The sequence below is a fragment of the Vibrio sp. 05-20-BW147 genome (assembly GCF_013369385.1).
Lineage (GTDB): Bacteria > Pseudomonadota > Gammaproteobacteria > Enterobacterales > Vibrionaceae > Vibrio > Vibrio floridensis.
Genome location: NZ_SZTO01000008.1, coordinates 1 through 24,669, shown reverse-complemented (window position 1 = coordinate 24,669; position 24,669 = coordinate 1). Strand labels below are relative to the sequence as shown.

25 protein-coding genes and 1 tRNA gene are annotated in these 24,669 nt (G+C 47.5%); 11 read left to right on the top strand and 15 right to left on the bottom strand.

The window, feature by feature from the left end:
* Window positions 1-33 precede the first annotated feature (33 nt).
* Together groL and FC652_RS08845 are read left to right on the top strand one after the other, a co-directional pair.
* The gene (gene groL, locus FC652_RS08850) at window positions 34-1,674 is read left to right on the top strand and encodes a chaperonin GroEL (RefSeq protein WP_176298290.1); all 1,641 of its coding nucleotides are present in this window, start codon (window positions 34-36) and stop codon (window positions 1,672-1,674) included.
* 341 nt (window positions 1,675-2,015) lie between these two features.
* Window positions 2,016-2,570, top strand: a complete 555-nt coding sequence (locus tag FC652_RS08845) for a phaC PHA synthase (RefSeq protein ID WP_176298289.1) — start codon at window positions 2,016-2,018, stop codon at window positions 2,568-2,570.
* 101 nt (window positions 2,571-2,671) lie between these two features.
* On the opposite strand, the gene FC652_RS08840 is transcribed toward FC652_RS08845, so the two are convergent.
* Window positions 2,672-3,166, bottom strand: a complete 495-nt coding sequence (locus tag FC652_RS08840; protein WP_176298288.1) for an MgtC/SapB family protein — start codon at window positions 3,164-3,166, stop codon at window positions 2,672-2,674.
* Window positions 3,167-3,215: 49 nt separating this feature from the next.
* Window positions 3,216-4,238 (bottom strand): EF-P beta-lysylation protein EpmB, encoded by a 1,023-nt coding sequence (gene epmB, locus FC652_RS08835; protein WP_176298287.1) that lies wholly within the window; start codon window positions 4,236-4,238, stop codon window positions 3,216-3,218.
* A 33-nt stretch (window positions 4,239-4,271) separates the two neighbouring features.
* On the opposite strand from epmB, the gene efp reads away from it, so the two are divergent.
* Both efp and FC652_RS08825 read left to right on the top strand, forming a co-directional pair.
* A complete protein-coding gene (gene efp / locus FC652_RS08830) occupies window positions 4,272-4,838 on the top strand; it encodes an elongation factor P (RefSeq protein WP_176298286.1) in 567 nt (188 codons plus the stop codon).
* A 258-nt stretch (window positions 4,839-5,096) separates the two neighbouring features.
* Window positions 5,097-5,684: a hypothetical protein gene (locus FC652_RS08825; RefSeq protein WP_176298285.1), complete on the top strand. Its 588-nt coding sequence runs from the start codon at window positions 5,097-5,099 to the stop codon at window positions 5,682-5,684.
* Between the two features lie 83 nt (window positions 5,685-5,767).
* On the opposite strand, the gene frdD is transcribed toward FC652_RS08825, so the two are convergent.
* Genes frdD through frdA form a run of 4 tightly spaced genes read right to left on the bottom strand, consistent with a single transcriptional unit; the run spans window position 5,768 to window position 9,119 of the window.
* A complete protein-coding gene (frdD, locus tag FC652_RS08820) occupies window positions 5,768-6,145 on the bottom strand; it encodes a fumarate reductase subunit FrdD (RefSeq protein WP_011151344.1) in 378 nt (125 codons plus the stop codon).
* Window positions 6,146-6,157: 12 nt separating this feature from the next.
* The gene (frdC, locus tag FC652_RS08815; RefSeq protein ID WP_011079252.1) at window positions 6,158-6,541 is read right to left on the bottom strand and encodes a fumarate reductase subunit FrdC; all 384 of its coding nucleotides are present in this window, start codon (window positions 6,539-6,541) and stop codon (window positions 6,158-6,160) included.
* A gap of 2 nt (window positions 6,542-6,543) precedes the next feature.
* A complete protein-coding gene (locus FC652_RS08810; RefSeq protein WP_011079253.1) occupies window positions 6,544-7,302 on the bottom strand; it encodes a succinate dehydrogenase/fumarate reductase iron-sulfur subunit in 759 nt (252 codons plus the stop codon).
* Complete coding sequence (gene frdA / locus FC652_RS08805; RefSeq protein WP_011151343.1) at window positions 7,302-9,119, bottom strand: fumarate reductase (quinol) flavoprotein subunit; 1,818 nt, start codon at window positions 9,117-9,119, stop codon at window positions 7,302-7,304. The genes FC652_RS08810 and frdA overlap by 1 nt, the downstream gene beginning before the upstream one ends.
* Window positions 9,120-9,523: 404 nt before the next feature.
* On the opposite strand from frdA, the gene epmA reads away from it, so the two are divergent.
* From epmA to FC652_RS08785, 4 genes are all read left to right on the top strand, one after another.
* Window positions 9,524-10,495 (top strand): elongation factor P--(R)-beta-lysine ligase, encoded by a 972-nt coding sequence (gene epmA / locus FC652_RS08800; RefSeq protein WP_176298284.1) that lies wholly within the window; start codon window positions 9,524-9,526, stop codon window positions 10,493-10,495.
* Window positions 10,496-10,503: 8 nt separating this feature from the next.
* The gene (locus tag FC652_RS08795) at window positions 10,504-10,872 is read left to right on the top strand and encodes a VanZ family protein (protein WP_176298283.1); all 369 of its coding nucleotides are present in this window, start codon (window positions 10,504-10,506) and stop codon (window positions 10,870-10,872) included.
* Between the two features lie 121 nt (window positions 10,873-10,993).
* Entirely contained in the window at window positions 10,994-11,629 is a 636-nt protein-coding gene (locus tag FC652_RS08790; RefSeq protein ID WP_176298282.1) for a TetR/AcrR family transcriptional regulator, read from the top strand.
* Window positions 11,630-11,797: 168 nt separating this feature from the next.
* Window positions 11,798-12,751, top strand: a complete 954-nt coding sequence (locus tag FC652_RS08785; protein ID WP_176298281.1) for a DHH family phosphoesterase — start codon at window positions 11,798-11,800, stop codon at window positions 12,749-12,751.
* Between the two features lie 52 nt (window positions 12,752-12,803).
* Here FC652_RS08785 and FC652_RS08780 read toward each other — a convergent pair whose 3' ends face one another.
* The 5 genes from FC652_RS08780 to FC652_RS08760 all read right to left on the bottom strand — a co-directional run bounded on the left by FC652_RS08780 (window position 12,804) and on the right by FC652_RS08760 (window position 17,154).
* Window positions 12,804-13,967 (bottom strand): murein hydrolase activator EnvC, encoded by a 1,164-nt coding sequence (locus FC652_RS08780; protein ID WP_176298280.1) that lies wholly within the window; start codon window positions 13,965-13,967, stop codon window positions 12,804-12,806.
* A gap of 21 nt (window positions 13,968-13,988) precedes the next feature.
* Complete coding sequence (cysE, locus tag FC652_RS08775; RefSeq protein ID WP_130394372.1) at window positions 13,989-14,810, bottom strand: serine O-acetyltransferase; 822 nt, start codon at window positions 14,808-14,810, stop codon at window positions 13,989-13,991.
* Between the two features lie 39 nt (window positions 14,811-14,849).
* Window positions 14,850-15,887 carry an NAD(P)H-dependent glycerol-3-phosphate dehydrogenase gene (gene gpsA / locus FC652_RS08770; RefSeq protein WP_176298279.1) on the bottom strand — a complete coding sequence of 346 codons (1,038 nt, stop codon included), beginning with the start codon at window positions 15,885-15,887 and terminating at the stop codon, window positions 14,850-14,852.
* Between the two features lie 184 nt (window positions 15,888-16,071).
* Window positions 16,072-16,539 carry a protein-export chaperone SecB gene (gene secB / locus FC652_RS08765; protein WP_011079263.1) on the bottom strand — a complete coding sequence of 156 codons (468 nt, stop codon included), beginning with the start codon at window positions 16,537-16,539 and terminating at the stop codon, window positions 16,072-16,074.
* 180 nt (window positions 16,540-16,719) lie between these two features.
* Window positions 16,720-17,154, bottom strand: a complete 435-nt coding sequence (locus FC652_RS08760; protein ID WP_176298278.1) for a rhodanese-like domain-containing protein — start codon at window positions 17,152-17,154, stop codon at window positions 16,720-16,722.
* 413 nt (window positions 17,155-17,567) lie between these two features.
* On the opposite strand from FC652_RS08760, the gene gpmM reads away from it, so the two are divergent.
* Entirely contained in the window at window positions 17,568-19,100 is a 1,533-nt protein-coding gene (gene gpmM / locus FC652_RS08755) for a 2,3-bisphosphoglycerate-independent phosphoglycerate mutase (protein ID WP_176298277.1), read from the top strand.
* A gap of 56 nt (window positions 19,101-19,156) precedes the next feature.
* On the opposite strand, the gene FC652_RS08750 is transcribed toward gpmM, so the two are convergent.
* The 4 genes from FC652_RS08750 to rsgA all read right to left on the bottom strand — a co-directional run bounded on the left by FC652_RS08750 (window position 19,157) and on the right by rsgA (window position 23,748).
* Entirely contained in the window at window positions 19,157-20,044 is an 888-nt protein-coding gene (locus tag FC652_RS08750; protein WP_103199867.1) for a DMT family transporter, read from the bottom strand.
* Window positions 20,045-20,147: 103 nt separating this feature from the next.
* On the bottom strand, window positions 20,148-21,563 hold the full coding sequence (locus FC652_RS08745) for a DASS family sodium-coupled anion symporter (RefSeq protein ID WP_176298276.1): 1,416 nt from the start codon (window positions 21,561-21,563) through the stop codon (window positions 20,148-20,150).
* Between the two features lie 160 nt (window positions 21,564-21,723).
* Entirely contained in the window at window positions 21,724-22,581 is an 858-nt protein-coding gene (asd, locus tag FC652_RS08740) for an archaetidylserine decarboxylase (protein WP_176298275.1), read from the bottom strand.
* Window positions 22,582-22,689: 108 nt separating this feature from the next.
* A complete protein-coding gene (rsgA, locus tag FC652_RS08735) occupies window positions 22,690-23,748 on the bottom strand; it encodes a small ribosomal subunit biogenesis GTPase RsgA (RefSeq protein WP_176298274.1) in 1,059 nt (352 codons plus the stop codon).
* A 131-nt stretch (window positions 23,749-23,879) separates the two neighbouring features.
* On the opposite strand from rsgA, the gene orn reads away from it, so the two are divergent.
* Together orn and FC652_RS08725 are read left to right on the top strand one after the other, a co-directional pair.
* Entirely contained in the window at window positions 23,880-24,425 is a 546-nt protein-coding gene (gene orn, locus FC652_RS08730) for an oligoribonuclease (RefSeq protein ID WP_176298273.1), read from the top strand.
* Between the two features lie 156 nt (window positions 24,426-24,581).
* Window positions 24,582-24,657, top strand: a tRNA-Gly gene (locus FC652_RS08725).
* The last annotated feature ends 12 nt before the right edge of the window (window positions 24,658-24,669 follow it).

Here is a 24,669-nt window from a genome sequence, read left to right as displayed (position 1 = left end):
AATCCAAAACAGAATTTAGAAAGGAAATCAAAGATGGCTGCTAAAGACGTTAAATTTGGTAATGACGCTCGCGTAAAAATGCTAGAAGGTGTCAACATCCTAGCTGACGCAGTAAAAGTAACACTGGGCCCTAAAGGCCGTAACGTGGTACTCGACAAATCTTTCGGTGCACCAACGATTACAAAAGATGGTGTATCGGTCGCGCGTGAAATTGAACTTGAAGACAAGTTCCAAAACATGGGCGCTCAAATGGTGAAGCAAGTGGCTTCACAAGCAAACGACGTCGCGGGTGACGGTACGACAACGGCGACGGTACTCGCGCAAGCTATCGTGAATGAAGGTCTTAAAGCGGTTGCTGCGGGCATGAACCCAATGGATCTAAAACGCGGTATCGACAAAGCAGTGGCGGCTGCGGTTGAAGAACTGAAAGCGATGTCAAAAGATTGCTCAACCAGCACTGAAATCGAGCAAGTAGGCACCATCTCTGCGAACTCGGATTCAAGCGTGGGTAAGATCATTGCGGAAGCGATGGAAAAAGTGGGCCGTGACGGTGTTATCACGGTAGAAGAAGGTCAAGCACTGCACGATGAGCTAGACGTTGTTGAAGGTATGCAGTTTGACCGTGGTTACCTATCACCATACTTCATCAACAATCAAGAGTCTGGCAGCGTTGAACTAGAGAGCCCATTCATCCTATTGGTTGATAAGAAGATCTCGAACATTCGCGAACTTCTACCAGCACTTGAAGCGGTAGCAAAAGCCTCTCGTCCACTGCTGATCATCGCAGAAGATGTGGAAGGTGAAGCGCTCGCTACACTGGTTGTGAACAACATGCGCGGCATCGTGAAAGTGGCGGCGGTGAAAGCGCCTGGCTTTGGTGATCGTCGTAAAGCCATGCTACAGGACATTGCAGTCCTAACTGGAGGTAGCGTGATTTCTGAAGAAGTGGGTCTTGAGCTTGAAAAAGCGACTCTAGAAGATCTAGGTCAAGCGAAGCGTGTTTCTATCACCAAAGAAAATACCACCATCATTGATGGCGTGGGTGAAGAAGCGATGATTCAAGGCCGTGTTGCTCAAATTCGTCAGCAAATCGAAGATGCAACGTCAGATTACGACAAAGAGAAACTGCAAGAGCGTGTGGCTAAACTGGCTGGCGGCGTTGCCGTTATCAAAGTTGGCGCTGCGACTGAAGTTGAGATGAAAGAGAAGAAAGACCGCGTAGAAGATGCACTACACGCAACTCGCGCAGCGGTTGAAGAAGGTATCGTAGCCGGTGGTGGTGTTGCCCTCATTCGTGCGGCTTCTAAGATTGTTGACCTACAAGGCGACAACGAAGAGCAAAACGTCGGCATTCGTGTGGCACTGCGTGCTATGGAAGCGCCGCTTCGTCAAATTACCAAGAATGCGGGCGATGAAGAATCCGTGGTTGCGAACAATGTTCGCGCTGGTGAAGGTTCATACGGCTACAACGCAGCAACGGGTGTATACGGTGATATGCTAGAGATGGGTATCCTAGACCCAACAAAAGTAACGCGCTCTGCGCTGCAGTTTGCGGCATCAGTTGCTGGCCTAATGATCACCACCGAAGCGATGGTGACGGATCGACCACAGAAAGATGCTGCTATGCCAGATATGGGTGGCATGGGCGGTATGGGCGGCATGGGTATGATGTAATCAGCCTACCCGCTGTTAACATTCGAAAAAGCTGAGGAGCGATCCTCAGCTTTTTTTTCATCGGGAATGTGTGCTTTACTCAAGATTAAGAATAAAACTTATTATAGAATGATATGCAATTTCGGTTATATGACATTGTTTCTTATGATTGGTTAAATTATAAGCATTTGAAAAATAAAATATTTCATTTGTTTTTTTAATGAGTTTGTGGGAAAAGTTCAAACATTTAACAAAACAATGACTTTCTGGAATTGAACAGTATACATAATAAGTCGATGGGTGCTGGACTTGGCAGCTTGCCTTCGGTACTTAGCAATCAATAGTCAGTGGAGACTCAACCAATGAAAAAAATCTTAGCAGCAGCAGTGGTAACCGCATTAACTTCAACAGCGGCAATGGCAGCAACCCCTGTTATGTTTTCATCGATCAATAACTTTAATGCACCGGATGACAGCGCCGTGGCGGGTGTTCGTGTGGCCGCGCTCTACGGTAAAGTAGATAACTTGAAAGGTGTTGATCTAGCGGTGATTGGTCTTTCTGAAACCAACACAACAACAGGTGTGAATCTAGGCATCTTTGGTGCATCGAAAGTAAACCAAGAAATGACTGGTGCGTCACTGGGTTTCTTTAACTGGAACACGGGTAAAACAACTGGTGTTAACTTGGGTGCAGTGAACTTAACCAACGATGTAAAAGGCGCAAACCTGAGTTTTGTGAACTACTCAGAAGGCAACACATTGGTTGATCTTGGTGCGGCAAACTTCTCTGATACTTCAACTGTTCAGGTGGGTGTGTTCAACAAAACCGCAAAAATTGAAGGCGTGCAAATTGGCCTACTCAACTGTGCGGACAACGGTTTCTTCCCTTGCTTCCCAATCATTAACTTTGCGAAGTAAGCGCAATCGAGAGTTAAGTTCTCGATAGCATAAAAAAACCCAGCCAATAATGGTCTGGGTTTTTTGTTTTTAGCAGTGAGCAAAGATAGCCATATACTGGTTTATTTAATCAGACGTGAGCTACGGCGCTGTTGAATTTTTTGGTGAACGCCTCGGCGTAGCGCTTGAATGCGGTTTTCGGCTTTGTCGACGCCAAGCAACACGATCAAGGCCAGTATAGTCATGATCACTGACTGTTGTTCAAGCCCCAGACCAATCATCATCCCCATCGACGCCAACACCCAAATGACCGCAGCGGAAGTCACTCCGTGAATTTTTCCATCTTGGGTCATCATCACCCCCGCGCCTAAAAAGCCCACGCCGGTAATGATTTGCCCAAGCACACGGGCTTGGTCAAGGGTATTCGGCGATAGGTAGACCGCCATTGACATAAAAAAGTAGGTGCCAGAAATGATCAAGATAGAAGTGCGAATACCCACTGGTTTGCCACGAGTTTGTCGCTCGGCACCGATGAGTAGTCCATTGATTGCGCAGCACAATAAGGCGACCCAACTAAATGGTTCAATGTTGAGTAGTGAATCTAAGGTAAATGACATATAGGCTTCCTAAAAATAAGTACAGACAAAACGCGATGAGCAAACGAAGCTATTCGAGATAAAGATCCAATGGTGTTTTACTAGGGCGACCACCGATTTCTCGAGTGAGCGTTGGGACAAGGTAACCAGATACACGTGTTATCAAACCACGCATAATCGCTTTGGCCTCTTGGTCGGAAACATAAAAATGTGCCGCGCCTTGAACCTTATCCAATACGTGTAAGTAATAGGGCAAAATGCCAGCATCAAACAGTGCTTCGCTAAGATTCACTTGTGCTTCCACGTTATCGTTTACCCCTTTCAACAGTACACTTTGGTTTAATAGTGTCACACCCACTTGTTTTAGTTGGCTGAGTTGTGTGGTGAATTCGGCGTTGATCTCATTGGCATGATTAATGTGCGTGACCAAAATGACTTGCAAACGCGTTTGCTCTAGCAGCTGGTACAGTTCCGTTGTGATGCGTGCGGGTATCACCACAGGTAAACGCGAGTGAATGCGTAGCCGCTTGATGTGGGGGATGTCAGCAATACGTTCAATCAGCCACTGCAACTCATCATCCTTAGCCATGAGAGGATCTCCTCCGGAAAAGATCACTTCATTGAGGGCTTTATTCTGTGCGATGTAGTCAAGGCTTTGCTGCCAAACCTTTTTACTGCCTTTATTGTCTTGATAAGGAAAATGACGGCGGAAGCAGTAACGACAGTTAATCGCACATCCACCTTTGACAATCAGCAGTGCTCGATTTTGATATTTATGCAGTAAGCCAGGAATGGCATTGTCTTGTTCTTCCAATGGATCGATTGAATAGCCTGGCTGGATTTGGTGCTCTTCACTGAGAGGGAGGACTTGGCGCAAAAGCGGATCGTTAGGATTGCCTTTTTCCATTCTTTCAACAAAACTTTGCGGCACGCGCTGTGCGAATAACTTGCGTGCCGAGAACCCGTCTTGCCACGGCGTTGGATCAATTTCCAACATTTTGAGCAATGTTGCAGGATCTGAGATCCCATTCGCTAACTGTTTGAGCCAGTTTTGCTCAACAGATTCGACTTTTCGGGTTATTATGTGCGGCATTAATTTTTAGCTCTAAGAATGTAAGAGGACAAAATGGCTACAGTTAGCACGAATGAATTTAAAGGCGGCCTAAAACTCATGATTGATAGCGAGCCTTGCGTTATCTTGGAAAATGAGTACGTAAAACCAGGTAAAGGCCAAGCGTTTAACCGCGTTAAAATTCGTAAACTTCTTTCTGGTAAAGTGCTAGAGAAAACATTCAAGTCTGGTGACACTTGTGAAGTGGCAGACGTAATGGATATCGACCTAGATTATCTATATTCAGACGGCGAATTCTACCACTTTATGAACAACCAAACATTTGAACAGATCGCGGCAGATGCAAAAGCGATCGGTGACAACGTGAAGTGGTTAGTTGAAAACAACACCTGTATGTTGACGCTGTGGAACGGCAACCCGATTGCAGTGACTCCACCAAACTTCGTTGAGTTAGAAGTGATTGAAACTGATCCAGGTCTAAAGGGTGATACTCAGGGTACAGGTGGTAAGCCTGCAACACTATCAACAGGTGCTGTTGTTCGTGTTCCGCTGTTTATCCAAATCGGTGAAGTGATCAAAGTGGACACTCGCAGCGCAGAATATGTGGGTCGCGTGAAGTAATATTAGCCCGATAGTTTCTAAAAAAGGTCGCCTTGGCGGCCTTTTTTTATTGTCGATTATCGTTTGTTGTTCGACTGTTGTTAGGAGGATTTGCCTATTGTCTTTTTTGTTGGGAGATCAACAGCATATGCCGTCTTTTTACATTTGCTAACAATGAGGGATGGATTACGCCATTTAGTCTTAAAAGTGATACACCTCCTTTGCTAGTATTCACCACCTTTATGGAACCAATGTCGCATTTATAAGACGGATGACGTTATGACGATGAAACCACTCTCTCTACTCGCCATTATTGCGAGTTCACTCAGCCTTTCAGTACAAGCTCAATCCAATACTGCTGATGCATTTTCAGTAAGTTACAATCAACCCGATAGCGGTTTATGCCAGTTTAGCGAAGATCTTGGAGCGACCACCTTCGATGTGCGCTCAGGCAAGCTTTGGGCTTGTAGTGAAATGGGGTGGGTATATTTTGAATCGGTTAGTCCATTGAAGTGTGATGGTTTGCGCACAGAAGAAGAGTTAGCAAACTACAAAGCATGGAAAAAAGGCAGCTATCGCAGTGGCGCGTTAGTGGCGCACAACGGCCAACTGTACAAAGCAAGAAGTTGGACCAACGGCGAACCGGGCAAGGCAGAAGAGTGGGAATTAGAAGGCATCTATCCCAAGGGGCCTTCACGTTGGAGTTCGGTAGAGCAGTACCATTCAGGTAGCCAAGTGGTTTATATGGGGCATGTTTACCAATCGTCTAGCTGGTCGAAAAACACCAACCCAGCGAAAGAAGCGTACAAATCGGGCTGGAAAAAATGGAAGTACGTTGGTCCATTTGAGTGCCCGAACGCACAATAAAATAACGAGTAGCTCATCAAAGGCTGCGACTCATTAAAAAAAGCTGGCGACAAGCCAGCTTTTTCTTTTTCAGTGCGCCATGCTTACAGCATGAAAATGAACACCACCGCCAATGCTGAAATCAATCCAGCAATCGCGTAACAGGCAATTTTGCCGACCACGCCAGTGTGGAATTTGAGATCATGCATGCCGTGGTGAACACGGTGCATCGCATGCCACATTGGTAAGGCCAGTGTCGCGATGATAAACAATGCGCCGATGATGCTGGTGGCAAAGCTCACCACTCGGTCGTAACTCAGTGCTTCTGCATTGATCACGCCCATTGGCACGAGAATACCCAGCACCAAAACAGTAACTGGTGTGATCATGGCAAACCAAGTACCACCTGCACCAAACAAGCTCCACCAAACTGGCTCATCAGAACGTTTTGGCGCTCTATCTACGTTGTAATTCGGTTTCATCGTTAAAGCTCCTTACACCACGATAAGTACAATCAGTGAGATAAATGCCACCGCCGCCCACTGAGCGAGCACGATGATTTTCTTATCAACAGGTTTGCCCTTCAAACGAATTGGCATGACCTGAGGCATCATACTGAAGAAGGTGTGAGCATGCAGTAGGCTGCCGAGTAAGGCGACGATGTTAATCGCGATCACCACTGGGTTCGCCATAAAGTTCAACCACGTTTGCCAAGCTTCTGGCCCTTTCACCAGAGAACCCAAACCGACAGTCAGGAACAAGGTGAAGAGAATCAATGGCAGCACAGTGGCTTCACGTAGCATGTAGAAGCGGTAGAATGGGTGATCTTTCCACCAAGTGCGTTTTACTTCACGAACGTAAGGTTTACGATTGCTCATTCTTATGCCTCCACTTTTTTTGGTGAACCATCAGGTTTCAGCATTGCAATGACGAAGTCCATTGATGACTCGACTTTGCCTTGGTTAACCGCGGCAGCAGGATCGACATTTTTCGGACAAACTTCAGAACAGTAGCCAACAAACGTACAGCCCCACGCACCGTTTTCACCATTGATAAGCTTCATACGCTCTGCTTTACCATTGTCACGGCTATCTAGGTTGTAGCGGTGTGCCAAAGTCAGTGCTGCTGGACCAATGAACTCTGGGTTCAAACCGAACTGTGGACACGCTGCGTAGCAAAGACCACAGTTAATACAACCCGCGAACTGCTTGTATTTTGCCAGCTGTTCAGGGGTTTGTAGGTTAGTACCATCTTCTGGTTTGCGGTCGTTGCCAATGATGTAAGGTTTGATTGCTTCTAGGCGCTCGATGAACGGCGTCATATCGACAATCAAATCTTTCTCGATTGGGAAGTTTGCTAATGGCTCGATTTTCACGCCGTCTGGGTAGTCGCGCAGGAAGCTCTTACACGCCAGTTTTGGCACGCCGTTGACCATGATGCCGCACGAGCCACAAATCGCCATACGACAAGACCAACGGTAAGAGAGGTTTTTGTCGAGATGATCTTTGACGTAGCCCAGAGCATCAAGTACCGACATGGTTTCATCAAACGGGACTTCGAAAGCCTGAAAACGAGGTTCTGCGTCTGTTGCTGGGTCGTAACGCAGAATGTCTACTTTTTGAATGCGGTTTGCCGACATTATGCTTGCTCCTCTGCGTTTTTCTCTGCGGCCTTAGCGGCTTCTTCAGCGGCAGCTTTCTCTGCTGCTTCACCATACAAACGTGCTTTAGGCTGAGACTTAGTGATGGTCACGTCGCTGTAACTGATGTTTGGTGCTTGATCTTCTTGGAAGAAAGCCAAAGAGTGCTTGAGGAAGTTCACGTCATCACGGTCGGTACAGCCGTCGTCAAGACGTTGGTGAGCACCACGAGATTCTTTACGTAGAATCGCGGAGTGAACCATTGCTTCCGCCACTTCTAGGCCGTAACCCACTTCGATTGCGTAGAGAAGGTCGGTGTTGAACACTTTGCCTTTATCTTTGATGCTGATGCGCTTGTAACGCGCTTTAAGCTCTGTGATCTTATCGATCGTGGCTTGCATCAAATCTTCTTGGCGGTAGATACCACAGCCCGCTTCCATGGTGTGACCCATTTCCGTGCGGATATCTGCCCAGTTTTCATCGCCTTCTTGGTTCATTAGCGCTGCGATACGCTCTTCAACCGCTTTCACTTGTGCAGCGATAGACGCTTCGTTCCAGCCTTTGAATTCGGCCGCGCGTTTCACCGCTTGCTCACCCGCAACGCGGCCAAACACCACAAATTCTGCTAGTGAGTTCGAACCAAGGCGGTTTGCACCGTGCAGGCCAACAGAAGCACATTCACCCACCGCGAACAGGCCTTTAATGCGTGTTTCACACTGTTTGTCCGTTTCAATACCACCCATGGTGTAGTGAACGGTTGGACGAATTGGAATCGGCTCTTTTGCTGGGTCAACGTTGACATACGCTTTGGCGAGTTCACAAATGAACGGTAGACGCTCTTGCAGATACTCTTCGCCTAGGTGGCGCAAGTCTAGGTGTACCACGTCACCGAGTGGGTGCTTGATGGTGTTGCCTTTCTGCTGCTCATGCCAGAATGCTTGAGAAACTTTGTCACGTGGACCAAGTTCCATGTATTTGTTCTTCGGCTGGCCAACCGGTGTTTCTGGGCCCATGCCGTAATCTTGCAGGTAACGATAGCCGTTTTTGTTAACAATGATACCACCTTCACCACGACAACCTTCGGTCATCAGGATACCAGTGCCTGGTAGGCCCGTTGGGTGGTATTGCACGAACTCCATATCACGTAGAGGAACGCCGTGACGGTAAGCCATGGCCATACCATCGCCCGTTACGATACCGCCGTTGGTGTTGCAGTGGTAAACACGACCAGCACCACCTGTGGCAAGCACCACGGATTTTGCTTTGATGGTGACCAACTCACCTTCTGCCATATGGATGGCGATCAGGCCTTGAACTTCACCTTCATCAACAAGCAGATCCACCACAAAGTACTCATCAAAGCGTTTGATGTTTGAGTACTTCATCGAAGTTTGGAATAGGGTGTGTAGCATGTGGAAGCCAGTTTTGTCTGCCGCAAACCACGTACGCTCAACTTTCATACCGCCAAAGCGACGAACGTTGACTTCGCCATTCTCCTTACGGCTCCATGGGCAACCCCATTGCTCCATTTGGATCATTTCGCGCGTCGCGTTTTCAACAAAGTATTCAACAACATCCTGTTCACAAAGCCAGTCACCACCACCAACGGTATCGTTGAAGTGATTGTCTAGGCTATCCTCATCCTTGATAACTGCTGCTGAGCCACCCTCTGCTGCGACCGTATGGGAACGCATTGGGTAAACCTTAGAAATTAAGGCTACTTCCAGATCCGGGTTTGCTTCAGCCGCTGCAATAGCAGTACGAAGACCAGCGCCGCCTGCGCCGATGACTGCGATATCTGTGATGATAGTTTGCACAGTTATCCTCCAGTGTGTGAGTGCGGAAATCCGCTTGTTATTGTGGGATAGGGGCGTAGGCAAGCGCATACTCCCCAAAAGTAGTAGGGATAGTGTAGAAGAGCTTTGTGATAGAAAAATTGATGTATTTAGGTTTTTGCTCCGGAAATGCAAATATGAGCATAGAATTTATAGGTTATGTGATAACTGTCACGGCAGCACGTCTTGAGGATTCAACTGCTTGAGCGGCAAGGTGTTAATTGGATGTTGCCGATGATTTTTATCATCAATAATCGCAACAAATATGTTGTCTTTTTTATGTTGTGAGACGTCTTTTTTGTGCTTAATCTGACGTCATAAGTTACTTGCAAAGGTTGAAGAAGGTGGTAAGTTCCACCGCAGAGTTATTGAGAAGAGACACAAAAATGCAAGCCGATTGGAAACCGACCGCATCGATTGAGCAACTACGCCAGCGTGCGGCTTTGATTGCGCAGATCCGACAATTTTTCGCGCAGAGAAACGTGTTGGAAGTGGATACGCCAGCGATGAGTCATGCCACGGTCACCGATATCCATCTGCATACGTTCCAAACCGAGTTTGTGGGGCCTGGCTATGCTCAAGGTCGCCACCTTCACTTGATGACCAGTCCAGAATTCCATATGAAACGTTTATTGGCGGCTGGAAGTGGCTGTATCTACCAAATGGCCAAGGCATTTCGTAATGAAGAGAATGGCCGTTACCACAATCCTGAATTCACTATGCTGGAGTGGTATCGCGTTGGCTTTGATCATCACCAACTGATGGATGAAATGGATGATTTACTGCAACTGACACTCAAGTGTGGCGCTGCTGAACGCATGACGTATCAGCAAGCGTTTCTCACTGTGCTGGGTGTTTGTCCGCTAGAAGGCTCCATGGCGGAGCTGAAAATCGTCGCAGCAAGGTTAGGCTTGAGTGATATCGCAGAACCAGAAGAGGATCGCGATACCTTGCTACAACTGCTCTTTAGCATCGGTGTGGAAGCAAAAATTGGTCAGCAGGTGCCAGCATTTGTTTACGATTTTCCTGCCTCTCAAGCGGCATTGGCGAAGATTAACCCGAATGATCCTCGTGTTGCAGATCGTTTTGAGGTGTACTTTAAAGGCCTCGAGCTAGCCAATGGTTTCCACGAGCTCGACAACCCACAAGAGCAGCTGAGACGATTTGAGCAAGACAACGCGAAGCGTGTTGAAATGGAGCTTACTCCACAACCGATTGATTATCATCTGATTGCGGCATTGGAATCGGGCTTACCGGCTTGCGCGGGAGTGGCATTAGGGGTTGATCGCTTGATTATGTTGGCGCTTGGCTGTACTCACATCGATGAGATCACTGCTTTTCCTTTTCCTATTGCGTGAGAGTCGCTATGAAAAAACGGTATTTGTTGCTTATATATGCGGCCTTAATCGCATTTTTGTCATTGCGTTCTTCGAGTGGATTACAAAATTGGGGCGATATACCGCACTTAGATAAGCTGCAGCATTTTATGGCGTACAGCTGTTTCTCGCTGCTCGCAGCTGTCAGTGTAAGGCATTGGTGGCAACGTGGTGTGGCTGCTTTAGCCATTTTGCTCTTCAGCGGAGCGATTGAGTTGGCACAAGCTTACGTCGGCAGGGAAAGCTCGTGGTTTGATCTGTTAGCGAACTTATCTGGGATTATACTAGGCTTACTAACGTATAAGCTCTATTGCGTTTATCGATCTCGAAATGTGAAATCGATATACTCCAATAACTAGGTCGTTTTTCTTCTTTTCCTAATATACGCTTTCCAAACGAAAGATCACCGATTGGGAAGGAAAGATAGATGCGCCAAGAGAGCAAGTTTTATCTTTCTAAGAAAGGGATTACACCACAATAATGAAAACACGTGAGAAGATCGTGCATGCTGCCCTTGAGCTGTTTAATCAGCATGGCGAGCGCAGCATCACCACTAACCATATTGCTGATCATATTGATATTAGCCCAGGTAACCTTTACTACCACTTTCGCAACAAACAAGAGATTGTGCGCGAAATTTTTGCGTTGTATGCGCAAGAACTGATTGAGCGCTTTACTCCAGTTCAAGAAAACCAAGAAAGTTTGGTGTTGTTGAAGCGCTATCTTGATTCGATTTTTACCTTGATGTGGAAGTACCGTTTTTTCTACGCCAATTTGCCAGAAATCCTCTCTCGTGATGAAGAGTTACATCAACAATACATTGAAGTTCAAGATAAGTTACAAGCTAACCTAGTGGCGATCATGCGCGAGTTTGTTGCCCTTCAGCTGCTCAAGTTAAATGAAGATGAACTTAAATCCTTAGTGCGAACTTTACACCTGATTGCTTGCAGTTGGTTGGCGTATCAGTCGGCGATGTCGCCGAAAGTGTCGATCACAGAACAGATGGTGCAACAAGGCATGTTGCAAATGATTGCGGTGGTGAAGCCGATTGCCACAGAGCAAGGTATGGAGCAGTTACTGCTGCTTGAAGATGGTGTGCGCGCGTTGCACGGTTGATCACTTCACTTCACTTCACTTCACTTCACTTCACTTCACTTCACTTGTAATAGCGCTGTATTTGATATGACCATAAAGCATGACTCATCACTTTATGGTCGTTGACTTCTTTGCCTCACATCGGAAAATACTCCACGTATAATCAATCAGATATGGACATCTTTCCCGATGAATTACGACATTTTCAATGGTGATGCCGATGGCATTATCGCGTTATTGCAACTTAGGCTGGCACAACCTAGGCAGGCAGCTTTAGTCACGGGGGTAAAACGCGATATCAAGCTGGTGGAAAAAGTCGCTGCACAAGCGGGCGATCATTTGACGATCCTCGATATTTCAATGGAGAAAAACATCGCTGGAGTGCAAGCCGCCTTAGCGGCTGGGGCGCAGCTCTTTTACGCCGATCATCACAAAGCGGGAGAGATTCCAACTCACCCCCATCTAGATGCACATATCGATTTGGATGCCAACATTTGCACGGCGTTGATTGTGGATAAGCTGTTGGACGGACGTTTTCATCACTGGGCGATCACTGCCGCGTATGGCGACAACTTGATCGCGCGTGCTGATGAGCTCGCCATCAAAGCGGGTTTGAATGAACAACAGAGAGCACAATTGTGCGAGTTGGGCACGTTAATCAATTACAACGGTTATGGCGAGAAGTTGGCAGATTTGCATTTTGACCCCGCAGAGCTGTTTTTGAGCTTGCTCGCTTACTCATCGCCTTTTGATGTGATTGCCGATGCCAGTTCGCCTTACCATCGATTAAAACAAGCCTATGAGCAAGATTTACACGCAGCGCAAGCTGTGTTACCAAAGTATCAAAGTGACAAGTTGGCTTTGATAGAGCTGCCAGATACACCAGCGTCGCGCCGAATCAGCGGAGTGTTTGGCAATTTGTTGGCGAATCAGACGCCAGTGCGAGCTCATGCGGTTCTGACGCGCAATCAAGATGACTCTTACACTGTCTCTCTACGTGCTCCGTTAACCAATAAACAAGGGGCGGGTGATATTTGCAGCTCGTTTGCCACGGGTGGGGGGCGAGCAGCAGCAGCAGGCATTAATGCCTTAACCGCAGAAGAGTTGCCCCGTTTTATCGAGTTGGTGGAAAGCTATTACTAGGTCGTTGCTTATTGAAGGGGTAGGGAAAAAGCATCCATCGCTAAACAGCCAGTTAGCGAGTCAGCCAATTTCTTGGGTTTTGTGCTTCACTGTTGCGGCGAATTTCGAAATAGAGTGACGCTCGATCTTGCCCGCCCGTGTCGCCAGCAAGGGCGATCACTTCGCCAGCCGTCACTTTATCGCCTTCTTTTTTCAACAACGCCTGGTTGTAACCATACAAGGTCATGTCACCTTTGCCGTGGTCTATCAGTACGACAAGACCATAGCCACGCAAATACTCGGCAAACACAACGGTGCCAGAATAGACGGATTTCACTTGCTGACCATAGCGCGCTGAGATCACCATACCTTTCCAATTGACTTGTCCTGTCTGCTTGGTGCCAAAGTGATGAAGAACAGAGCCTTGTAACGGCCAAGGGAGTTTACCCGCTTGCTTGGCTAAGCCATCCATTGGTATAGCATTGCGTTTGGCTGCTTTGGCAATCTCGGCTTTGAGTCGAGTTTCATTACGCTGAAGCTCGGCAAGATAGTTCTTATCACTAGAAATGCTTTGTTTGATGGTATTCAGTGTTTTCTTACGTTGGCTCTGTGTTTTCGCCAACTGCTCGCGCTTTGCCGATTGCTCCTTGAGCATTGCTTCTATTTGGTTCTGTTCGTTAAGTCGTTGCTGTTTACTCTGTTCTAACTGTTGTTTAGTCTCTTCCAGTTCTTGGATGGTCTCAGCTCTCGCTTTCGCGAGGTGTTGGAAATATTGGCTGATGCGATCTTCTTCAACACCTTGCTGCAATAACGACGCGGAAGCGGTGGCTCTTTGCGTCACATAATAGGTCTGAATGAGGGTTTCTAGACGTTTTGTTTGCGCTTTTTGCTGCCCTTCTAGCTCCATCACTTTTCGTTCAAGTTGGCTGACGTTTGCTTTAGCGGTAGCGAGAGATTGTCTGGTCTGTTGGATCTCTTTTTCGAGCTGCGCAATAGTGGTTTCTTGGCTACGCAAGGATTTTTGTAAATCGTCAAGTTGTTTTTCTTGGCTTGAGAGAGACTTCTGCTGGCGGGAGATTTCGTTCTTCACACCTTGAAGCTCATTGGGATTCGTGGCTAAGACTGAAAAACTAAGTGAAGTCAAAAGAACGCAGATGGAAAGGAAAAAAAAGCCTGATCTGTTGGTTTTCTGTTTTGCCACGTACGTTCTTTCCTGAGCTATCAATGAAATCAGCATTGCGCTTGTTATGGCGCGCTGTTAGATGCCGTCACCGTCAATGAAGTTAGGGTATTTCCCGTTAAAGCCTTGATCCATATCGAGGGAAGGTTTATCGGATTGTGGTCTGCCTACAACTCGTGCGGGTACACCTGCGACGGTAGTATGCGGTGGAACCGGTTGAAGTACAACGGAGCAGGAGCCAATTTTTGCGCCTTCTCCAACTTCGATATTGCCAAGGATTTTTGCCCCAGCACCGATCATCACCCCCTCGCGGATTTTAGGATGTCGGTCGCCGCACTCTTTACCAGTACCACCTAACGTCACGTCTTGCAGGATGGATACATCATTTTCTACAACAGCGGTTTCCCCGATCACGATCCCTGTTGCGTGATCCAGCATGATGCCTTTGCCGATACGAGCGGCAGGGTGAATATCCACTTGGCATGCTACAGAAATTTGATTTTGCAGATAGGTCGCCAGCGCGTAGCGGCCTTGTTTCCACAACCAGTTTGCAACGCGATAGCCTTGCAAGGCATGGTAACCCTTTAGGTAAAGCAGTGGGATAGAATACATAGAAACAGCCGGGTCACGATTCACCGTCGCACAGATATCGCAGGCGGCAGAATCGGTGATGTTGGGATCGGCGGCAAAAGCTTCTTCCACCACTTCACGCACTGCCATCGCGGGCATGGAGGCCGTGTTCAGCTTATTGGCTAAAATATAGCTCAATGCAGCACACAAGCTTTCATGCTTGATGATGGTGGCGTGATAAAAACTGGCAAGCATCGGCTCTTGCTCCGATAGCTCACGGGCTTCTTTGACAATGCTCTGCCAGACTTTTTGTTTTTCACAGTGTTTCATGGCGTATTCTCACTACTTTGGAATGGGGCCAAAGTGTCCTTATTTTCCTTCGGATTTCTTATCGCGAGCCAGCAGATCTTGCGCTGCCAGGCGCGCATCCTTTCCTTGATATAATACTTGATAGATTTGGTCAACAATAGGCATCTCAACGCTCATACGTTGTGCCAGCATCCACACCTCTTTGGTGTTGCGGTAGCCTTCGACCACTTGGCCAATATCCGCTTGCGCCGTATCGACGTCTTTTCCTTGCCCAAGTGCAAGACCAAAGCGGCGGTTACGTGATTGGTTGTCGGTACAGGTCAGCACCAGATCGCCCAAACCTGCCATGCCCATAAAGGTTTCTGGTTGTGCTCCAAGCGCGGCGCCCAAACGACACATTTCCGCCAAACCACGCGTGATTAATGCGGTACGAGCATTGGCACCGAAGCCAATTCCGTCAGACATCCCTGCACCAATGGCGATGACGTTTTTCACTGCGCCGCCGAGTTGCATGCCAGTAAAATCGCTATTGGCATAAACACGGAAGGTTTTACTGCAATGGATTTTTTCTTGTAGATCTGCGACAAACTGCGCGTCAGGTGAGGCAACCGAAATGGCGGTTGGCATGCCTGCAGCCAGCTCTTTGGCAAAGGTTGGGCCTGACAACACTGCCAACGAGTAGTGTTCACCCAGTACATCAAACGCGACGTCTTTTAGAAGGCGACCGGTTTCAGGTTCGAGGCCTTTGGTGGCCCAGCAGATACGAGAATCATCACGCAGATAGGGTTTTAAGCTATTGAGCACAATACCAAACACATGGCTTGGTACGACAACCAACAGATCTCGGCTCGCTTGCACGGCTTTTGCTAAATCGGATTCAACAATCAGGCTGGGTGGAAACTCAATACCTGGCAAAAATTCGTGGTTGGCGCGATCCGCTTCGAGCTTAGCCATATGCTCTGGTTCATGCCCCCAAAGGACAACGTTGGCACCGTTACGTGAAAGCGAGATAGCTAATGATGTGCCGTACGAACCTGCGCCGATCACTGTCATTGAAATCTCTTTGCCGTAGGCGTTATTAACCAGTGTTTGAGTCATGCGTTTACCTGATGGTTAGTTTCATGATGATTGGGCAGAGTATACCCTCATTAAAGCGCGCTTGGGTAATGCTTCGCTCTGCTCGATCCAATAAAAAATGCACATAACATCGTGTTTTCGGATGCATGTGCATTTCTTTTAATGCCTTTCACTGTGGCCAGTGAAAGCTTAATTCCATTCGGAATTAAGCTTGTTCTGCACCTTGTTGTGCAGCTTGCTGTTGTAGGTAGTTCATGAACAGTGCGTCAAAGTTCACTGGCGCTAGGTTCAGTTGAGGGAACGTACCTTTCACCACTAGGCTTGAAATAGTTTCACGCGCATATGGGAATAGGATGTTTGGACAGAATGCACCTAAACAATGAGCCAATTGACCTGCTTCCATTTTCTCTGCTGTGAAGATACCACCTTGTTGGACTTCACATAGGAATGCCGTTTCTTCTGCGTTTTTCACGGTGACCGTCAAGCGTAGAATGACTTCGTAAACCCCTTCACCTAGCTCACGGCTTTGCGTATCCAGATCCAGTTTCACATCTGGGTTCCACTCTTTTTGGAACATAACTGGTGAGTTTGGTGCTTCAAATGACACGTCTTTTAGGAAGATGCGTTGGATAGCAAAGTGTTGTTGGGTATCTTGTGGTGCTGCTTCAGCCATTTTTAAATCCTTCAATATTCGTTAAATCAGACCTGATGTTTCAAGCCTTGAATGTGTCTGCCCTGAGACTAACCGAGCCATTCATCAATGACCAGATCAACCCGTCATTCCGTGCCAAGTGTCACACCTTGTTGGTTCAACTGCTTTGATAATAACCACATTGATGACGGGATGGTGGGATTAACGCTTGCTACGTACCAGAGGTAAGTTTGCTTCGCTCCACGAAATCAGGCCGTTTTTCAATACGCTGACGTTTTCAAAACCCGCTTTCGCCAACAGGTTAGCGCTTTCTTGCGCGGTTTGGCCTGTTTTGCATACTACGATGATTGGGTCTGATTTACGGTTTTCAAGACCACCGAAACTGCCAGCTTTGATATCCGATGGCAAAATGTGAACTGCGTCGGTGATATGGCCTTTTTTGAATTCGTCTTTAGCACGGATATCGATGACTTGGCCGTTCTCACGGTTTACCAATGCGGTAAGTTCGTTGACAGTAATGATCTTGTACGCGGCGGTGGCCGATTTCACGAAGCTCATTATCACGGCGATCACTAGGCCAACCCAAGCCAAAAACATGATCATATTTTGCTGAATAAAGTCGGTGTACTCTTGCATCTTAGTTGCTCTCGAACCATAAGCGGAAAAATAAAGTGGCAAGGAGTATAGCGAGGTTATTGGCGAGAGGCGAGTGCGTTAAAACTTTCTAACCAATAAATGGGATCTTATCTTGCTCGTGTTCGATTGAACTATCAGAGTGATTGGTGATATCAACTTTATAAAAAGGTGTGAGTGGTGGATTATCATGGCAATGAAATCTTTCTGCCCAAGCGAAACTATAATTGGTGGTTGGTTAAGCGCTTTTTTCTTTATTGCCTGTAAGAATACAACGGGGGTTCGCCAACATAATTTGATCTTACCCTACAGTTTTGCTTAAAAAGTGTAGTAAAATTACGCTAGTTTTGTTTCAAGGCAAACAGGGAATGAGCCCTAAGCGCCGAAAGTTACTGAAATTTGACGAGGTCATCACTATGTCTGCTAAGAAGCCTTTGGCTCTAGTTATCCTTGACGGTTACGGTTACCGTGAAGACACAGCAAGCAACGCAATTGCAAACGCAAAAAAACCAGTTATGGATGCGTTGATTGCAAATCACCCAAATACACTTATCTCTGCCTCTGGCATGGATGTCGGTCTGCCTGACGGCCAAATGGGTAACTCGGAAGTGGGCCACACCAACATTGGTGCAGGTCGCGTGGTTTACCAAGATCTTACTCGTATCACTAAGTCGATCATGGATGGCGAGTTTCAGCAAACGGCAGCGCTTGTTGAAGCGATTGACACTGCAGTGAAAGCGGAAAAAGCGGTTCACATCATGGGGCTGATGTCTCCTGGTGGTGTTCACTCACACGAAGACCACATTCTTGCTGCGGTGGAAATGGCAGCAGAGCGTGGCGCTGAGAAGATTTACCTACACTGCTTCCTTGATGGTCGTGATACGCCACCACGCAGTGCTGAGAACTCACTACAACGTTTCCAAGATCTATTCGCTAAGCTAGGTAAAGGCCGCGTGGCATCTTTGGTGGGGCGTTACTACGCCATGGACCGTGATAACAACTGGGATCGCGTTCAAGTGGCTTACGATCTTCTTACTCAAGCGAAGGCAGACTTCACTTATGACTCAGCAGTAGCAGGTCTTGCTGCCGCGTATGAGCGTGGTGAAAACGATGAGTTCGTTAAAGCGACAGAAATCAAAGCGGAAGGCCAAGAAAGTGCAGCAATGCAAGATGGCGATGCGGTGATCTTCATGAACTACCGTGCAGACCGTGCACGTCAAATCACCCGTACCTTCGTGGCTGATTTCGCTGGCTTTGAACGTGCAGCATTCCCAGCAGTGAACTTTGTGATGCTGACTCAATACGCAGCAGACATTCCTCTTGCTATCGCATTCCCACCTGCATCGCTAGAAAACACCTACGGTGAGTGGTTGTCTAAGCAGGGTCAAACGCAGCTACGTATTTCTGAAACTGAGAAATACGCACACGTGACCTTCTTCTTCAACGGTGGTGTGGAAACGGAATTTGCAGGTGAAGAGCGTCAGCTTGTCGCTTCTCCTAAAGTGGCGACTTACGACCTTCAACCAGAAATGAGTTCAACTGAGCTGACTGAGAAAATGGTTGCGGCGATTAAGTCTGGTAAGTACGACACCATTATCTGTAACTACCCGAATGCGGACATGGTTGGTCACACTGGTGTTTATGAAGCTGCAGAAAAAGCGATTGAAGCGCTGGATGCAAGCGTTGGCCAAGTGGTTGAAGCGATCAAAGAAGTGGGTGGTCAGCTATTGATCACAGCAGACCACGGTAACGCAGAAATGATGGTTGACCCAGAAACCGGCGGTATCCACACAGCTCACACTAGCCTACCAGTACCACTTATCTACGTCGGTGACAAAGCGGTTGAGTTCAAGGAAGGCGGTAAACTGTCTGACTTAGCACCAACCATGCTGTCTCTAGCGGGTCTAGAGATTCCAGCAGAGATGACTGGCCAAGTATTGGTTAAGTAAGCCTAAACGGCTAAATGAAAGCCCGAGCATGACTCGGGCTTTTTTGTCTCTGTGCGTCACTGAACTAAGATGGCTGTCCCCGCCACCGCGACGAAGGCACCAAGCCACGCGTAACGATTGGGGCGTTGTTTGGTGTAGAACCACAGTATCGGCAACAGCATGATTGGGGTTGTCGAGGAGAGTAAGGCGACCATCCCGACATTCCCATCGCGCAAAGCGTACAGGATCAACGTCATACCCACCGCCATGGCGAGAAAGCCGTTAATCGCGGTAATGGTAAAGATGCGCCCATTCATTTTTTGTGTTGCCCGAGAAATTTTTGCGCCAGTGGCTCGTAGGAGGCAATGTGCCACAAAGGCGCTGATCATACGGATAGCGGATGCTGCGACAGGATCGATGTCAGTCTGCATCACTGGTTTGGCAATAATTCCCCCTAGCGCTTGGCACAAAGCCGCCAGTAACCCCAAGGCGATGCCGATCCAAGCGGCACCTTTGACGGTTTCCAATGCATTCTGACTTTGTCCACGTCGGCCAAAAAAGATCGCCAGAACGACGCCGGAAAATACCAGCAGCGATCCGAGTAGCTCCATTGACGTCATGCTTTCGCTAAATAGGAAGTAACCGAGAATGGCGGAAAAGACGGCATGGCAAGAGAAGAGCAAGCCCGCTTGGCGAGGCCCCATGCGATTTAAGCAAGCAAACAGCGCGGTATCGCCAATAAAGATGCCAATTAAGCCTGAAAACATCATGGGCGTGATGTGTTCTGCCATGACACTCGACCAGCCTCCGGTAAACAGAGCCATACTGGAGAGCATGACCGCCGTGCATCCCATTCGCCAACGACTGTAAGCAAACGACCCCAAATGCTGAGCCGGCGTGACCGAAAGTAAACTGGCGATCGCCCACAGTAGTGCTGCGGCAAGTGCAAGCCATTCAAATCCCATTGATTGTGTGATCCCTAATTGAAGAGACCGACAATATGCCTCAAGTTATCATCTTGGCAAAGCACAGACGTGACTTTCTCCGCTTTGTCGTCGTGCTTTCTCATTAACCGAGAATCAAAACGGCCCCGTAGACGATGGCTAAACCAATCACACCGATCAGCAAGCCCACTTTTGCCATGTCTTTGCTCTCGATTAAGCCGGTAGAGTAGGCGAGCGAGTTGGGAGGCGTTGATACAGGAAGAATCATCCCGAGCGAGGCTGAGAATGCCACTACCACCAGCAAGCCTTGTAAGCCTCCGACGGCTTCTAAACTGCTCATTGAGGTACCGATGGCGGCCGCGATTGGCATCAACAAGTTGGCGGTCGCGGTATTGGACATAAAGTTCGCCATGAGCCAGCAGACTAAGGAGAGCGATACGATGATGGCAAAAGGCGATAAGGCTTCATAATTGATCGCATGCGCTAAGGCTTTCGCCAGCCCTGTTTTTTCCAGCCCGATACCAATGGCAATCCCCCCCGCGACCAGCCAAAGCACATCCCAGTTGATCAGCTTGAGTTCTTCTTTGCCCATAATGCCCGTCAATGTAAACACTGCCAGCGGAATGATGGCCACCACATAGGTATTCATGCCGTGTAATTGCGTGGTCATCCATAGCAAAATCGTGGCGGCAAACGTGACATACACCACCACGGCACGCCAGCTTTTCTTGAACTTGCCGTCTAACTTCAGCGTCATTTTTGCTTCGCTAGAAGGGAAAAGTTTCTGCAATAAAAACCAAGCAATGGTCAACTGGACCAGAACAAAGGGTAAACCCATTGCCATCCAACTGAGAAAGTCGATGCTGTTTTCTCCAGTTAAATATTGCAATGCAATGGCGTTGGGCGGGGTACCAATTGGAGTCGCGATGCCGCCGGTGTTTGCTGCAATTGGGATGCACAACACCAGTGCTTTTATGCCCAAGTCGCCTTTTGGCGCGGAGGCCACAATTGGCCCTAATAACGCCAGCATCATGACCGTAGTTGCGGTATTGGACATAAACATCGAAAACACCGCGGTAATCAGCATCAAACCCAACATAATAAATTTGGGTTGCTGGCCAAAAGGCTTGAGCAGTACCCGAGCGAGGTTGTTATCTAACTCGTATTTTGATGCAGCAATGGCGAGTGCAAATCCGCCCATGAAAAGGATGATGATGGGTGAGGAAAACGCAGAAAAAATGTCGGTATAACTAATCAACTCACCGAGATCGTGTCCGGTGGGCGGGGTACGGAACAGGTGTAATCCTTTATCGGAAATCATGATCAGCTCGAGGGCGATGATCAGAATTGAAGTGGCAAACACTGGCACGGGCTCTAAAACCCAAAGTAAGGCTGCAAGTAGAAAGATGGCCAGTAGGCGATGTTGAATGAGCGTCAAATCATCGATAGGAATCGCATCGATGGGCATTAACAAAATGCCGATAGGGAGCGCAAAACAAACCAGCAGCTTCCATACCACAGTCATGTTCAATTTCTGCATTCATCACACCTCAAGATTTCACGTGAAAACTTAGGTTAATTCATTGTGCAAAGAACATCTTAGAGGCGGGTTGAAGTTTCTGAATTCCGTTGATTTTTTATGAAGAGTTTTGTTTTTCGTCAAGAAAAAGCCCCAACGCTTGTTGGGGCTAAAAATAAACTTATTGCTGGTGGGCGTATGGGGTTCCCATCACCGTTGGTTGGCCATTGGCCATCGACTCATCAAAACGAATCGCGTCTTTGGCAAAAAGGTTAATGACGGTTGAACCGAGTTTGAAGCGACCCATTTCTTCGCCCTTCTTCAAGATAACCGCATGGTTGCCAGAGGCTGGGTAATCCCATTTGTATACCGTATTACCACGAGGTGGAGTAATGGTACCTGCCCATACTTGTTCAATACTGCCAACAATGGTCGCACCAACAAGCACTTGAGCCATAGGACCAAACTCAGTATCAAAGATACACACCACGCGCTCATTGCGAGCAAATAGGTTGGGTACATTCTCTGCTGTCAGCGGATTCACCGAGAACAGATCACCAGGAACGTAAATCATTTGGCGCAGAGTACCATCGCATGGCATGTGTACACGGTGGTAATCACGAGGTGATAGATACAAAGTCGCGAAGCTACCGTCTTTAAATTCTTCAGCAAGAGCAGCGTCACCGCCTAACAGCTCTTGAGCGGAGAAGTCATGCCCTTTCGCTTGAATCAATTGGCCGTTGGTAATAGGGCCAAACTGGCTGACACAAGCATCCGCTGGATGGGTAATGATTGCATCGCCTTCAGCAATTGGACGTGCGCCTTCTTTTAGCTCACGTACAAAGAACTCATTGAACGTCTTGTAATGTTTGGGATCGGCGTGTTTCGCTTCGTCCATATTGACGTTGTACTGTTTGATAAACCAGCGAATGATCGCTGTGGTCAGGCCGCCAGCTTTGGCAGAAGCCAATTTACCCACTAGGCGAGTTAAGCCATGTTGTGGGATCCAGTACTGCAGTCCAACTTTAATCTTATCCATTGTAAATACCGATGATGTCTGATTGATTCTTGTTTCGGGCGCGTGATGTTACTGAAATTTATTCTGTTTGTCAGTAATCAGTGACGAAAACTTACACAACAATATGCGTTATAAGTCCGCTTTCTTATTGCGCGAATATTGGCGATTGGCTTTGTTCTCCGCCATGCTTTCAATAATGCGATGGTAATTATCGTAGCGTACTTCGCTGATCTCACCATTTTCTACAGCCTCACGAATGATACAGCCTGGATCATCCGCGTGCTTGCAATCTCGGAACTTGCAGCCGCCCAAGTAAGGACGAAACTCAAGATAGGCTTTGGTGATTTCTTCTGGCTCCAAGTGCCAGAGTCCAAACTCTCGAACTCCTGGAGAATCGATCAAGTTACCACCTGACGGAATGTGATAGAGGCGTGCTGCTGTTGTCGTATGTTGGCCCAAACCGGATAGCTCGGAGATTTCCCCTTCTTCAATATCCAGTTCAGGAATGAGCGCATTCACCAAGCTAGACTTACCCACGCCTGATTGTCCGACGAAGATATTGATACGATCTTGCAATTGCGCTTCGAGCTCGGCAATGCCAGCGCCAGAGCGTTTGCTCACATAAAGGATTTTGTAGCCAATTTTCTCATAGTCGGCCAACCACTCACGATACGTGGCGAGATCAGCTTCTTGCAACAAATCGATTTTGTTTAATACCAACAGCGGCTCGATACCAAGGGTCTCTGCCGCAATCAAGTAGCGATCAATGATATTGAGTGACAACTCTGGCAGCACCGATGAGACAATGACCATTTGATCAATATTGGCCGCAACGGGTTTTAAACCATCGTAATAGTCAGGTCGAGTTAACACTGAAGTCCGCGGTTCTACAGCTTCAACCACGCCTGAAATTCCGGCCATTGACTCTAAGCCTTTGCGCCAAATGACCTTGTCGCCAGACACCAGTGATTCGATACCACGGCGAAGGTTGCAACGTTCAATAAGCCCTGTCTCCGAATCTTCAATATCGGCATGTTGACCGAAACGTGTGATCACTAGCCCTCTACGGCTATCACCCAACATTGCTTCATCCCATTGAATGGTGTCGGCTTGTTTTTTCAAACGTTTTTGTTGGTTGTCGCGCACTCGACGCACTTGACCTTGAGTTAACTTCTTCTTTTTTGCCACGATATCTACTTAATCTGTTCGCTGATAACGAGCTAAGTATGACGACTTTCGCTACATTATCGAAGTATCTTGTTATCACTATTTTGAGGTATAGTACCTCTTTTAGCAGCAAACAAATAGGCAACTCATCTATGTCCTTTAGCGATCAGAACTTAATTTGGATCGATCTTGAGATGACAGGCTTGGATCCTGACGTTCATAAAATTATTGAAATAGCGTCTATCGTCACCGATAGCGAGCTAAACATTTTAGCCGAAGGACCGGTACTTGCGATTCATCAGTCAGAAGAGGAACTCGCAAAAATGGATGAGTGGTGTACCAATACACACACAGGTAGTGGTCTCGTAGAACGAGTGCGTAGTAGTCAAATTACTGAGCAAGAGGCGGTTGAACAAACCATCGCTTTCTTAGAAAAGTGGGTACCTAAAGGAGTATCGCCAATCTGTGGTAACAGCATTGGGCAAGATCGTCGTTTTTTGTACCGTCATATGCCTGAGCTTGAGGGCTACTTTCACTACCGTTATATCGACGTCAGTACTTTGAAAGAGTTGGCCAGAAGATGGAATCCAGAAGTATTGAAAGGTTTTTCTAAGCAGGGAACTCACCTCGCACTCGACGATATTCGTGAATCTATTGCAGAACTCAAGTTCTATCGCCAAACCATTTTTAAGATTTAGCTTTGATTTCATGCGTCAGGGCGATGAATTTTTGGCTGCTTTGTGCGCTTTTTCATCGAACGAGAAAAATTTAAAGATTTTTTCAACGAAGGACTTGCATCACAAAAAAATGCTCTTATAATTCGCAGCCCTGAACGACGTAAAACGTTGTTGATTGCGACACTAGCTCAGTTGGTAGAGCGCAACCTTGCCAAGGTTGAGGTCACGAGTTCGAACCTCGTGTGTCGCTCCAGATTTAGAAGTG

Excerpts from the sequence above, each read along its gene's own strand:
- groL (WP_176298290.1), top strand. The coding sequence starts at position 34 with ATGGCTGCTAAAGACGTTAAATTTGGTAATGACGCTCGCGTAAAAATG.
- FC652_RS08845 (WP_176298289.1), top strand. The coding sequence starts at position 2,016 with ATGAAAAAAATCTTAGCAGCAGCAGTGGTAACCGCATTAACTTCAACA.
- FC652_RS08840 (WP_176298288.1), bottom strand. The coding sequence starts at position 3,166 with ATGTCATTTACCTTAGATTCACTACTCAACATTGAACCATTTAGTTGG.
- epmB (WP_176298287.1), bottom strand. The coding sequence starts at position 4,238 with ATGCCGCACATAATAACCCGAAAAGTCGAATCTGTTGAGCAAAACTGG.
- efp (WP_176298286.1), top strand. The coding sequence starts at position 4,272 with ATGGCTACAGTTAGCACGAATGAATTTAAAGGCGGCCTAAAACTCATG.
- FC652_RS08825 (WP_176298285.1), top strand. The coding sequence starts at position 5,097 with ATGACGATGAAACCACTCTCTCTACTCGCCATTATTGCGAGTTCACTC.
- frdD (WP_011151344.1), bottom strand. The coding sequence starts at position 6,145 with ATGAAACCGAATTACAACGTAGATAGAGCGCCAAAACGTTCTGATGAG.
- frdC (WP_011079252.1), bottom strand. The coding sequence starts at position 6,541 with ATGAGCAATCGTAAACCTTACGTTCGTGAAGTAAAACGCACTTGGTGG.
- FC652_RS08810 (WP_011079253.1), bottom strand. The coding sequence starts at position 7,302 with ATGTCGGCAAACCGCATTCAAAAAGTAGACATTCTGCGTTACGACCCA.
- epmA (WP_176298284.1), top strand. The coding sequence starts at position 9,524 with ATGCAAGCCGATTGGAAACCGACCGCATCGATTGAGCAACTACGCCAG.
- FC652_RS08795 (WP_176298283.1), top strand. The coding sequence starts at position 10,504 with ATGAAAAAACGGTATTTGTTGCTTATATATGCGGCCTTAATCGCATTT.
- FC652_RS08790 (WP_176298282.1), top strand. The coding sequence starts at position 10,994 with ATGAAAACACGTGAGAAGATCGTGCATGCTGCCCTTGAGCTGTTTAAT.
- FC652_RS08785 (WP_176298281.1), top strand. The coding sequence starts at position 11,798 with ATGAATTACGACATTTTCAATGGTGATGCCGATGGCATTATCGCGTTA.
- FC652_RS08780 (WP_176298280.1), bottom strand. The coding sequence starts at position 13,967 with ATGCTGATTTCATTGATAGCTCAGGAAAGAACGTACGTGGCAAAACAG.
- cysE (WP_130394372.1), bottom strand. The coding sequence starts at position 14,810 with ATGAAACACTGTGAAAAACAAAAAGTCTGGCAGAGCATTGTCAAAGAA.
- gpsA (WP_176298279.1), bottom strand. The coding sequence starts at position 15,887 with ATGACTCAAACACTGGTTAATAACGCCTACGGCAAAGAGATTTCAATG.
- secB (WP_011079263.1), bottom strand. The coding sequence starts at position 16,539 with ATGGCTGAAGCAGCACCACAAGATACCCAACAACACTTTGCTATCCAA.
- FC652_RS08760 (WP_176298278.1), bottom strand. The coding sequence starts at position 17,154 with ATGCAAGAGTACACCGACTTTATTCAGCAAAATATGATCATGTTTTTG.
- gpmM (WP_176298277.1), top strand. The coding sequence starts at position 17,568 with ATGTCTGCTAAGAAGCCTTTGGCTCTAGTTATCCTTGACGGTTACGGT.
- FC652_RS08750 (WP_103199867.1), bottom strand. The coding sequence starts at position 20,044 with ATGGGATTTGAATGGCTTGCACTTGCCGCAGCACTACTGTGGGCGATC.
- FC652_RS08745 (WP_176298276.1), bottom strand. The coding sequence starts at position 21,563 with ATGCAGAAATTGAACATGACTGTGGTATGGAAGCTGCTGGTTTGTTTT.
- asd (WP_176298275.1), bottom strand. The coding sequence starts at position 22,581 with ATGGATAAGATTAAAGTTGGACTGCAGTACTGGATCCCACAACATGGC.
- orn (WP_176298273.1), top strand. The coding sequence starts at position 23,880 with ATGTCCTTTAGCGATCAGAACTTAATTTGGATCGATCTTGAGATGACA.